Raw genomic sequence first — 12279 nt, 5'->3', positions numbered from 1 at the left:
GGACTAAAGTAGTTTAAGGATATATTACGATGCCAAAAGGAATAATACGTGTACAAGAAGGAGCTACCGTCGCACCGGAGATAATCGATGCATTAAAAACAAAATTCCCTGATTATGAGCTAGAATCATACTCTTTAAAACCGAATTATCAGCAAAGCTATGCCAAGCGTATTGATATTTTGCATCAGGCTTTTGACTTTTTAGTGGATGCTTATCCATCTTATCCTTTAAATAAAGAAACCTTAACAGCTTATGCTCAGCAGTGTCGCGCGCTTTATAAAGGAACAAGTACTCCAATCGATGAATTACAAAATGAGCTAGAGCATTTTACTAGCAAAATAATCGATGTCATAGCTGCTGGCTGGAATCGTTCTGGTGCAGAAGCTGCTGAATTACTCAATGAGGCAGAACAATATGTGTTGATGTCTCAAGGTCGGACTGATTTGGCAACTTTGACCCCGATGAAATTGGGTAAAGGCATTGAATATGTCTTGCAATTGGATGAATCTCTCCCTCCTCATTATGAGCAAATTGTCAATGAGCTAACACAGATAAAAGCAGAGAACTACCCTAAAACTCCCTTTTGGTTCCGTGAACTAGCTAAGCCTAAAGCTCATTTCATGCAGGCTTATTTCTGTAATTTTAACGCAGAATCGATTAATGTTAGCGATGATTTAGCCCTTTTTTTAGCGGCTTGGAAAGACATAAAAAGCAAGGCATTAAAAATAAGTAATGATTTAAATAGTATTGCCAATTGCAGCACTCTTCCGGCTTGGTTTGATAAGTTGCCTTTGCATCATCAAGAAATGATGCGGGTATTAGCTGCAGAAAAATCTGTAGATGAGGTTGATGAAAAACTCATGCAGTTTAAAGAGATGCTTTCGCGTCAGAACTTTAAAAACAACTTAGAACAAATTAGCAAAATTCCGCAATGGTATTGGGTCTTGTCGGAGCATCAACAATATTTTCTGGAAAAGGTACTTCGAAGTAAATCTATGGTGGAAGAGGCGGTATCTTTTGTTTGCAGTCGTCATCGCACCCTACCAATGCCCGCTAATTTTGCTCGTCACAGCCTCTATTCATTAACTGCTACAGGTGAATTTTGTCAATTGTATTCGCCCATAATGCGTTCAAGCCATATTGCTACACGTGAGGGGATAAGAAAGAATTGGCCTTTGGCCGTACAACGACGACATGTGCTGGCGAATTTGCTGAAAGTGGTGGAAGATGCGAAACCAGAGCAGGTGATTTTATTCCAAACTTTAGTTAGTCCCATAGGTTCAGACTATATTCCGCTTTTATCTTCCATTATTCCTGATTTTCAATTAAATCAAATGGCGCGATCAATTATTAGTAATGGCACCCCGGCACCGCCAATATTGCAAACAAATCATCCATTGAATAAAGCAAAATTAGTGCTTTATACAACCGAGGCTGATCCTGATGTAGTGGCGTTTTTAGAGGCTGTAGAACCTTATGTTTCTAAGGTTCCTGGTTTGGACAAGCTCCTGGAAAATTATAAAAACGTATTAAAATCTGGTTACGGTACGGCCACTTATCTGGAGTATTTATGTGGTCTTGGTAGAGAGCTATTTATTAGTTCTCAGGAGCAGCTCATTATTTCCGCGATTAATGGCTATTCTTATGGCTCGTGTGTGAGTGGTAAAGATAGAAAAGCGAAGAGTATTATTAACACGGATGCCATGTATCTTTATGCTTTAACATATAATGATTGGCCTTTATTTGAAGATACACTGACTAATCGAGCTAATTTTGTCACTTTGGCTGCCGATCTTTACCTTTCTCGGCACCAGCATGAACATGCTGGACAAAATGCACCTGGCTCAGAGGGGCTTAAGACGCCTTATGAATATTTTCCAGCGGATATCACCGCAGAGATTAATCGGCGTTTAGGTTATAATGCCTTAAAATGCGATGATATTTTAGCCTCGAATAATGAGGCTAGAGAAATTTCCCAAGGAAGCGCTAAGACAGATGACTTATTATCACCTGCTGATAGTTTATTGTGTCAATTGGTAGTTGAACAATTAGGCGAAGAGAGGTGTCGTGAACTCTATGATGCCCTTTATCTTGCTTTTAATGATATGACGCAATTTATCGCCAAGGAATCACAGGGCAGTTGGAGCCTGCCATTCTTTCACCCTTCAGGTATTCCTACGGGAATACAACAGATTAAAGATTTAATGATGAATCCAGATTCTGGAATAAATAGCGCTACCCGTCTTTGTGGAATCTTTGAAATTATAATGAGGCGTCCTGAGCAAGATGTATCGCGTTCGATGGCAACGCTTACGGTGTATAAGCTGCGGCAATTATTAAAACCAAGCCAGCAACCAGAGTCGTCTTTTGACGCACTATTTCAGCAAAGTGTGGCAGAGTGTAATGGTTTATTTAATGCGTCCAAAAAAGAATATTTGGGGGCTAGTAGGGCTTTTGTTTCGCAATAAAAATTATGCATGCCCTACTCGTTGATAGTAGGGCATGCGGTTATAGTACATGTTCTAGGCCATAAACCAAAGTAGTTAATGCCAATACCTTCTGACAGGCTAAAACCACGCCTGGCATAAAACAATTGCGGTCTATGCTGTCATCGGTAATAGACAGCGTTTCGCCCGCATTACCAAAAATAACTTGTTGGCGTGCCAGTACGCCAGGTAAACGTAAAGAATGGATATTTACGTCGCAGTGTGTAGCACCTCGGGCACCAGGGATTAGTTCCTGTAGATTTAGTTTATTTTTAGGTTTTTTGCGTGCGGCAGCAATCATCTCCGCTGTTTTTAACGCCGTACCTGAAGGTGCATCTAATTTTTGTTGATGATGGGTTTCAATAATTTCTACTTCTGAAAAATATTCTGCGGCTTTTGCAGCAAATAGCATCATTAATACGGCACTAATCGAAAAATTAGGGGCTATCAGGCCTCCTAAGCGTTGTGTTTCACACCGTGCGGTTAATTCCTTAATTTGTTCCGGTAATAATCCTGAGGTACCAATTACTGGATGCGCACCATGTTTAATAATGGTCACACTATTCTGATAAACCGAATCAGCCCGGGTCAGATCAACAACGATCTGGGCTTTGGTCGCAACAATCGTTTGGGATAAATCATCGTGCTTGCCCAGTTGTGCTACTAATTCAAATTCAGGGTGTTGCTGCAAAGTGGCGCAGGCCAATGCACCCATTTTACCGCCAGCCCCATTTACGATAACGCGAGTCAACATGGTTCTCCTTGATGATTGTTCGTCATGATTCAGGAATCACACTTATTTTTTATTCTTTGGGGGATATGCGGTTCGCCAAGCCCAAATGGTTGCAAAAGGCCAGCCAATCAAGGTTACCTGCATTACCAAAACAACAAAGGCTGCTCCTGGATTATCATTGACAAGCATCACCAGCCAGGGAACAGTTAAAGCAAGAAATGCGATAAATAATCGTTTCATAATATGTCTAATAGTCGGAATTTAAATTAATTATAGGCTGATTAGGATACGTTTTTCTACTTTGTATTTTGGTTTTTATTGGAAATCAGCGAACCAGTTTAGAATGCTTGCAAAAAATCACTAAACATTGTACATTGTGCGCTCATTATTAATGCGAATAAATCGTATTATTTTCGAACAGAACAACTAATTTCTAATCAAGGGTACACTAATGAGAAAACAGGAGCTGCACCCACGCACCGCCGTTATTAATAAAACTCAAAAAAACCAGTCTAAAAAAGCACGAACGGATGCCTTACTATGGCTTGCGGCAAATTTTCCCGCAGCATTTGATAATTCATTACGCATTCGTCCATTAAAGACTGGGATAATGGAAGACATCCTGCTGCACGCTGATAAGGCGCTGGAGGTAGGTATTTCCAAGAGTAAATTAAGAGAAGCTGTGGTCTTGTTTACTCGGCGACTTGATTATCTAGCCTGTTTAAAACTGCGTGAAATGCGCGTTGATTTACAGGGGAAAGATGTAGCAGAAGTAAGCGCAGAAGAAGCAGAGCATGCAGCTGCCAAGATCAAAAAACGAGTTGAAAAAAGCGTAAGAAATGCACGTAAGATCTTAGCCGAAAAAACAACAGGCCAATTTACTTCCCATCCGTTGCCATCGAGTTATCCCAAAGCGGCTAGTCAATCAGCTGCAGATGATTATTTACCTACTTATCCGGCTCGTTCTTATGCAACCCAAAACGCCCCAGTGCAACCTGCCCGTACGGCAGCGGTGGTCGTGAAACATAAAACCACCAGACAGTATGATCCTGATGCCGTGGCCCGCTTGAAAGAAAAGTTAGGTTTATCACGCAGTCTTGAAGAAAAGAAAGAAGTTGTCGATTAAGTTACGACAACTTTAAGATTTAGAGTAAATTTAAACAATCATAAAAATGAGAAGCAACAGGCTGGGCTGTAAAGCCCAGCAGCTGAGACGCGCTCGAATCTCCAAGCATCAATTTATTGGATTAGGTTCATAGCAGGGCTTTACCGTCCAGATGGCAGTTGAATTCATCGTGTTCTTAATATTTTGTTTAACTTCTTTTAGCTTCTCCGGCCTTGGCTTAAAATTACTTCTCTTTTCTTATTGAGTATTCCCTGTTCTCTAGGGGCTGTTGACATTTCTACTATCTTGGCCAGAATGAGTCGATTTTCTGTGCTCCGATGCTCACATACTTGATGTATGCTCCGCTTCGGTGCTCAAAAATCAACCCATTCTGGCTCAATCTAGCGAAATGTCAACAGCCCCTAGTTAATTTAAATTAAACCTTAATTATTTCCATGCTATTGGTGCCACCAGCAGTCCCAATACTTCTTCCTCGAGTTAATAACACAAAGCCTTTTCGCTTAATGTGGTGTGCTTTAACTAATTCATTAAGAACATATTGGTTCAAGTTATCGGCAGCAAATTGATGATAATCCATAAATACAGGAAAGACGTTATGTACCAGGCTTAAACGGCCAATGGTGCGTTTGTTTGCTGAGACGGCAATAATAGGTACGGTACTGTGTTGCCTGGAGATCCATAATGCGGTATCGCCAGATTCAGTCAAGGTCACAATTGCTTGAATAGGAAAATGGTTTGCCGCATGCATTGTGGCCATGGCAATGGCTTGGTCAGCGCGCTGGTAATGGCAGGATTCAGGAGCGTTATCATAGTAAAAGCTGGCATGTTTTTCTGCACTTAAACAGATTTTATTGACCATACTCACAACTTTTACCGGGAAGTGACCGCTGGCTGTTTCGGCGGATAACATCACCGCATCGGTGCCATCTAAGATGGCGTTTGCCACATCCGATACTTCCGCACGAGTAGGCTGAGGATGATTAATCATCGACTCCATCATTTGGGTTGCGGTAATTACGACTTTATCCAAACGACGCGCTTGTCCAATCATATGTTTTTGAATGGCAGGAACTTCAGCTGCGCCAACTTCCACTCCTAGATCTCCACGAGCAACCATGATTGCATCGGCTTCCTGAATGATTGCGGTTAAATGTTCTAGCGCCTCTGTGCGTTCAATTTTTGCAATAATGGGGATGTTGGGAGCGCCAAACTCACTCATTAATGCCCGTGCATGGCGAATATCGGTAGCATCTTTGACAAACGACAGACTGATGTAATCTACCTCGGCTTTAATGGCTGTGTGTAAATCACGTATATCTTTATCCGTAAGCGTTCTTGCCGCTAAACCGCCGCCTTTTCTATTTAAACCTTTTAGATCGGATAAAACACCACCTTCAATAACGGTGCACGTAATTTGCGAGCCAGAAATATGTTTTACTTCTAATTCAATTAAGCCATCATTGATGAGCAAATGATCGCCTATGGCTAATTCCTGCGCTAAATTAGGGTAGGCTACGCCGACATGATGCACATCACCTAATTGTTCAGGATCGTGGCAATCAAGCATAAAATCTTGTCCTTCAACGAGGGTAATGATTTTATCTTTGAAGCGACCGATGCGTATTTTGGGGCCTTGTAAATCAGCCATAACCGCTAGTGGATGCTGTAATTCTGCAGCAATTTGTCGCACTAATGCAATCAATTGTAAGGCGGAGGAATCAGCATGGGAAAAATTAATCCGTACCACATTGACGCCTGCGGTCAACATAGCACGAAGTGTTACCGGATCACTACTTGCCGGTCCTAGCGTTGCAACAATTTTAGTCTGACGTAACATTCTTGGCGCGCTCCTGCAAAATGGCAACGGCTGGCAACGTTTTTCCTTCCAAACACTCCAGAAATGCGCCACCTCCTGTGGAAATGTAAGATATTTGCTGATTCAGATCATACAGATCGATGGCTGCCAAGGTATCCCCGCCGCCAGCAATTGAAAATGCATCGCTTTCAGCAATAGCAATTGCTAAAGCACGTGTGCCGTAAGCAAATTGCGCAAACTCAAAAACACCAACTGGACCATTCCAAATAATGGTTTTGGCTTTATTAATGATCTCCACATAGTCACTGACGGTGACTGGGCCAATATCAAGAATCATATCGTCAGCAGCGACATTATGGAGGGATTTATTATAAGCTGGGCAGGTTTCACTAAATGTTTTACCGACTACAACATCGGTTGGTAAGGGTATATAGCAACCTTTTTCTTCCGCTAAATGGAGAATAGCACGTGCCTCATCCAACAAGTCTTCTTCATAAAGCGACACCCCAATTTCAAATCCTTGCGCTTTCAAAAAGGTATTGGCGATACCGCCACCAGGGATAAGATAGTCAACCATACCAACCAATTGGCGTAACAAGCTTAGTTTCGAGGAGACTTTCGCACCGCCAACAATAGCCACAATAGGTTTTTCTGGGGCTTTCAAGGCTTTTGCTAAGGCGGTTAATTCTCTAACCAATAAAGGACCGGCAACTGCAATAGGTGCAAATTGAGCTACACCATAAGTAGAAGCTTGGGCGCGATGGGCTGTACCAAAAGCGTCCATGACAAAGACGTCACAAAGACTGGCCAGTTTGCGCGCCAACTGCTCATCATTACTTTTCTCACCCGGATTAAAACGGACGTTTTCACAAACAACTAATTCACCGGGACGTGCATCCACGCCGTTGAGGTAATCGCTGACAAAACGAACCGGATAGTTTAAATGCTCTTTTAAGTATTCCGCTACCGGGTACAGGGAAAAGCGTTTTTCAAACCGTCCTTCTTCCGGACGACCAAGGTGCGACAAGCCCATAACTGCCGCTCCAGATGCCAAGGCAGCCTTGAGTGTAGGTAAGGCTGCTTGCAGACGTTGATCGCTAGTAATCATCCCATCTTTGATTGGGACATTTAAATCTTCACGGATTAGTACTTTCTTTCCTGAAAGATCGATGTCGCTCATTTGTATCAGATTCATTATTCTCTCCGCACAGGGGGTTAGCAATTCATCATCTTATATGCTGTATCTAACATACGATTGGAAAAACCCCATTCGTTGTCATACCAGGCAACTATTTTAACTAATTTACCAAATACTTTAGTTTGCGTGGTGTCAAAAATAGCGGATGCCGGATTATGGTTAAAATCAGAGGATACTAATGGCTCGTCATTGATTTGTAAGGTACGGCTTTGCGCTTGACGGACAATATCATTAACTTCATCTGCTGTTGTTTCACGACCTGCTGTGAACGTTAAGTCAATCGCAGAAACGTTAATCACGGGGACACGCATGGCAAACCCATCAAGTTTCCCTGCTAATTCCGGTAAAACCAGTCCGACGGCAGCAGCTGCGCCAGTTTTGGTTGGAATGATGTTGTGTGCTGCGGCGCGCGCGCGGTGCAAGTCTTTATGACTACCATCTAGAAGCATTTGATCATTGGTATACGCATGCACGGTATTTAATAAACCATTTTCAATGCCTAATGCATCGTTTAATGGCTTAACAACAGGAGCTAAGCAATTTGTGGTGCACGAAGCATTCGATACGACAACATCTGATGCTTTCAGGATGTTATCGTTGACGCCGTACACGATGGTTGCATCAACATTTTTTCCAGGAGCAGAAATCAATACTTTCTTGGCGCCGGCCGTTATATGCTGCATTGCTGCGGTACGCTCAGTAAAAAGCCCTGTACATTCAAAAACGATATCAATATTTAATTCGTTCCACGGTAAATTCAGGGGATTGCGCTCAGCGGTGATTTGAATTGCATGTCCATCAACAACGAGCATGTTTCCATCGCTAGTTACTTCTGAGGGAAAGCGGCCGTGGGTTGTATCATGGCGTGTCAGGTGCGCGGTAACGTCAATCCCTGATAAATCATTGATCGCAACGACTTCAAATTCATTTTGGCGGTTGTATTCAAAAATGGATCTTAAAATACAACGACCAATGCGGCCATAGCCATTAATTGCGACACGTATAGTCATACTACTTCTCCAATTTAAGGTGTTTTGCTGCCCTTTGCGTACAGCGGTTTACACTATTATTTATTTACAGTTAATGTTGCTAACGTTTTAACGATTCGTTCTATAGTAATACCTAGGAAGTCATATGCCTTGGCTGCTGGGGCTGATACACCAAAGCGATCCAGGCCGATTACGGCGCCATCGAGACCAACAAATTGATACCAATAGGCTGAACTGGCTGCTTCAATAGCGATGCGGGCAGTAACTTCCTTGGGTAATACTTGATTTTTATAGCCTGGGTCTTGGGCTAAGAAACGCTCAGCACAAGGCATGGAGACTACCCTAACTTTTAGTCCTTGCGTGCTTATTTGTTCTGCCGCAGTAATGGCGAGCTGAACTTCAGAGCCTGTGGCAATCAAGATGGCATCTGGCGTGCCAGCGCAATCCACAAGGATATAGCCGCCTTTTTTAATTAACTCGGCTGCGTTTACGCCATGCGGTAACGCGGGTAAATTTTGTCGCGAAAGCAGCAAAGATGTGGGTCCATTATGATGCTCCAGAGCACTTTGCCAGGCAACTGCAGTTTCCATTAGGTCTGCGGGTCGCCAAACGGTCATGTCTGGGGTCATGCGTAACATGGAGGCATGTTCTACGGGTTGATGGGTTGGTCCATCTTCACCAAGGCCAATGGAGTCATGTGTAAAGACGTAAATGACGCGCTGCTTCATTAAGGCACTTAAGCGTACGGCATTGCGCGCATAGTCAGCAAAAACCAGGAATGTGCCACCATATGGAATAAAGCCACCGTGCACGGCCAGGCCATTCATAATGGCCGCCATTGCAAACTCACGCACGCCATAGGCTAAGTAATTACCGCTAAAATCTTCATGGGTGATGGCTTGGCTTCCTGACCAATCGGTATTGTTTGAGCCGGTTAAGTCCGCAGAACCGCCCAACATTTCAGGCAACGAACGGGCAAAATGTTCGATGCACTGTTGCGAGGCTTTGCGCGTCGCGATGGCTTTCTCATTACGGCGACATTGCTCTAAGAATGCCTGGCAATGGCTTTTCCAATCGTCAGGAAGATCGCCGTTGATACGGCGTAAAAACTCGTAGTGCTCTATTGGATAACTTTGCTGGTAATGATGCAATAAGGACAACCATTGTTGCTCATCGCGTTCACCTTGTTCTACATGGCTCCATTGTTGATAAATGGTATCGGGGATGACAAAAGGAGCATGCTGCCAGTGAAAAAATTCACGAACTTTCTCAATGTCTTGGGCTCCTAAGGGGGAACCATGGGATTTTTCACTGCCGGCAACCGCAGAACCTAAGCCAATGATGGTCTTACAGATAATTAATGTCGGTTGGCTGGTATTCGCTTGTGCGGCAACAATCGCCTGTTCAATCGCATCCAGGTCATGGCCATCAATGGCTTCAATGACTTGCCAATTATAGGCCTTAAAGCGCATGGCGGTATCGTCAGTGAACCAGGAGTCGACTTTTCCATCAATGGAAATGCCATTACTGTCGTAAAAAACAATAAGTTTCCCAAGACCTAATGTTCCAGCAAAAGAACAAGCTTCATGAGAAATCCCTTCCATTAAACAACCATCGCCGACAAAGGCATAAGTATGATGATCGACCAAGTTGCAATCTTCATGATTATAGCGACTGGCCAACGCGCGTTCTGCTATTGCCATACCCACCGCATTGGCTAACCCTTGCCCTAAAGGTCCCGTAGTGGTTTCTACTCCAGGAGTATGACCAAACTCTGGGTGGCCAGGGGTTTTTGAATTTAATTGCCGAAAATTTTTCAGCTCTTCTATAGGCAGATTATAGCCGGTCAAATGCAATAGTGAATAAAGCAACATGGAACCATGGCCATTAGATAAGACAAAACGATCACGGTTAAACCAATGTGGGTTTTTCGGATTATATTTTAAAAATTTTTTCCACAACACGGTGGCAATATCGGCCATGCCTAAAGGCATGCCTGGATGCCCTGATTGAGCCTGTTCGACTGCATCGATACTTAAAATACGAATGGCATTCGCTAATTCTTTTGACAGATTCATGCGTTCTCTTATGCACGTACTAGGTGCGCTATTGTCGCTCAGAAGACATGAATCAGCAAGAAATCGAACTCATTTTTAACCATTCTTTTGTTAAAGAAGGGGCTGTTGGTGCTGACGAAAGCAAATCTTAGGGTTTTGGTGGCAGATTCGTACGTAATACTTTAAACGCTAAAATCGATAGCAAGGACGGTTGGTTTAACCTGCTAATTCTACAGGGGATTATGATTTATCACAAAAGAATAGTTGAACTTGGTATAAAAATTGAGATATAAGGTTTAATCGTGTTATTAATGCTAATTTTCGCGGCATGGATTTGCAGTCATAACTATAAGAATTTACTTGCTGTATTTTTTTTGTTAAGATTAGGCTTTAATTTATCTTTTAAACTTATTTATGGACAAGATGAATTTGTGCTTTGATATCCAATATGTTAGGACATCATGAACCCAGTTATACGACGTTTACAAAATACGCTTTTTATCGATCAGTCTCTCGGGATTGATGATCCTAATCCATTGAATTGGACGTTCTCTGAGCGCATCAAGTCACTTGCCCCTGAATCTTATCGTAAAATTGTCTCTTCCCATATGCTATTAAATATGGAATACAGTCTGTTGGGACAGCAGATCAGAGCTAATTGCTCAGGAGAGCACTCGGTTAGCGAACAGCACCTTACTGAGCAATTAATGGCAGCCATTTTACTGGCCGAGTTATTAGAATACGCCTATCAACATTATTTGCTTGTTCCCAGAGAAGTTCTGCGCTTGCGCGCGCAACAAGAGATTTATCGTAACCTCTTACAGGAAATGAATGTCATACTTCCCAATCAGTTGCCAGCAGCAGTAAAAGTTGAGGTAGGTTATTCATTTTCTCAGCAAATTCGTGGGCAAACCATAAATGCTAACTTATATCGCTTATTGCTCACTCGTTCCAAGCGGGTATTGGATCTAGTTGCTGGATTGCATTTTAGTGCCGATTGGTACCGTGATCTGATTAGGAACATGGATAAACAGATAGATCCATTTCTTCCGCATCTTGCCTGGCTTTATTTCATTCCCCGTGCAACAACGAATCTTTTTCTCCTGCTAAAACATACTCTACCAGGTCCTTGGGTGAGTGATAAAGAACGAACATTAGATTGGGATGTGCGCTTCCAAGGGCAATTGCAACGTCGGTGGTTTGAATTAGGCAACGACATTGTCTGGATAGGGGTAGGTTTGGTCAATTGCTTTATTTTAGCAGCACCATTCACGACTTATTTAGTCATCGTCTTTTTTGCTTATGACGTAGTACTCTCAGCCCTGCGCGCTTATATTGAATTGAATCGCTTATTTACCCTTCGTGCACAATACCAAGCAATGGCTCTTGCTCCCGAAAATAAGGAGCAAGAGGGACAGATAAAACAACATCTTCAGACACTAGACGACCAGATAACCTTTGAAATGTTGCGATTAGGCTCACACTTAATAATTACCATGGCCATTTTTCTGGCCACGTGTTGCGCTGCATCTTTGTTCGCTGCTATGCCAATCATTCCCATGATCGGAGCAGTCAGCCTTGTCCTTGTTTGTTTAATTAATTTTGCCTTAGTGCCTATCCTTAACCATTATCGCCCCAAAGATATGGTTGAGGTGCCGGCAGAGGGGATAAGGAAATTGGGTTTTTTTGCTAAGAAAGATGAGCCTAAAAAGAAACTCTTGGGGACACCAGTTGATTCTGATGAATGCGATGATGAAGAAAATGCCGATGATGAAAGTGACAATGTACAAGGACTGGGTTTTCTTTAGGGGCTGTGGATCCTAATTAAGCAGTAGAGGCTTTCGCAATTGAGTGCTATGCTTTTGTATCTTAGA

Annotated in this window: 9 protein-coding genes; 3 read left to right on the top strand and 6 right to left on the bottom strand. The window is 42.8% G+C overall.

Going from position 1 to position 12279, the window contains the following annotated elements; all coding sequences use genetic code 11:
- The first annotated feature begins 29 nt into the window (after positions 1–29).
- A complete protein-coding gene (locus LDG_RS04605) occupies positions 30–2468 on the top strand; it encodes a hypothetical protein (protein WP_006869998.1) in 2439 nt (812 codons plus the stop codon).
- A gap of 40 nt (positions 2469–2508) precedes the next feature.
- Here the strand turns inward: LDG_RS04605 and dapB are convergent, their stop codons facing one another.
- Together dapB and LDG_RS19820 are read right to left on the bottom strand one after the other, a co-directional pair.
- The gene (dapB, locus tag LDG_RS04600) at positions 2509–3240 is read right to left on the bottom strand and encodes a 4-hydroxy-tetrahydrodipicolinate reductase (RefSeq protein WP_006869997.1); all 732 of its coding nucleotides are present in this window, start codon (positions 3238–3240) and stop codon (positions 2509–2511) included.
- Positions 3241–3282: 42 nt separating this feature from the next.
- A complete protein-coding gene (locus LDG_RS19820; RefSeq protein WP_006869996.1) occupies positions 3283–3459 on the bottom strand; it encodes a hypothetical protein in 177 nt (58 codons plus the stop codon).
- 211 nt (positions 3460–3670) lie between these two features.
- Between LDG_RS19820 and LDG_RS04595 the strand changes: the two genes are divergently transcribed.
- Positions 3671–4345: a ProQ/FinO family protein gene (locus LDG_RS04595; protein WP_006869995.1), complete on the top strand. Its 675-nt coding sequence runs from the start codon at positions 3671–3673 to the stop codon at positions 4343–4345.
- Between the two features lie 415 nt (positions 4346–4760).
- On the opposite strand, the gene pyk is transcribed toward LDG_RS04595, so the two are convergent.
- The 4 genes from pyk to tkt are packed head-to-tail and all read right to left on the bottom strand — an operon-like array spanning position 4761 to position 10426.
- Positions 4761–6182 (bottom strand): pyruvate kinase, encoded by a 1422-nt coding sequence (gene pyk / locus LDG_RS04590; protein WP_006869994.1) that lies wholly within the window; start codon positions 6180–6182, stop codon positions 4761–4763.
- On the bottom strand, positions 6166–7356 hold the full coding sequence (locus tag LDG_RS04585) for a phosphoglycerate kinase (protein WP_006869993.1): 1191 nt from the start codon (positions 7354–7356) through the stop codon (positions 6166–6168). The genes pyk and LDG_RS04585 overlap by 17 nt, the downstream gene beginning before the upstream one ends.
- A gap of 20 nt (positions 7357–7376) precedes the next feature.
- On the bottom strand, positions 7377–8369 hold the full coding sequence (gene gap / locus LDG_RS04580) for a type I glyceraldehyde-3-phosphate dehydrogenase (RefSeq protein ID WP_006869992.1): 993 nt from the start codon (positions 8367–8369) through the stop codon (positions 7377–7379).
- Positions 8370–8425: 56 nt separating this feature from the next.
- Positions 8426–10426 carry a transketolase gene (gene tkt, locus LDG_RS04575; RefSeq protein WP_006869991.1) on the bottom strand — a complete coding sequence of 667 codons (2001 nt, stop codon included), beginning with the start codon at positions 10424–10426 and terminating at the stop codon, positions 8426–8428.
- A gap of 440 nt (positions 10427–10866) precedes the next feature.
- Between tkt and LDG_RS04570 the strand changes: the two genes are divergently transcribed.
- On the top strand, positions 10867–12213 hold the full coding sequence (locus LDG_RS04570; protein ID WP_050805521.1) for a hypothetical protein: 1347 nt from the start codon (positions 10867–10869) through the stop codon (positions 12211–12213).
- The last annotated feature ends 66 nt before the right edge of the window (positions 12214–12279 follow it).

The organism is Legionella drancourtii LLAP12 (genome assembly GCF_000162755.2).
Taxonomy (GTDB): Bacteria; Pseudomonadota; Gammaproteobacteria; order Legionellales; family Legionellaceae; genus Legionella; species Legionella drancourtii.
The sequence above is the reverse complement of the archived record's forward strand: the minus strand, read 5'-3'. Positions and strand labels throughout refer to the sequence as shown.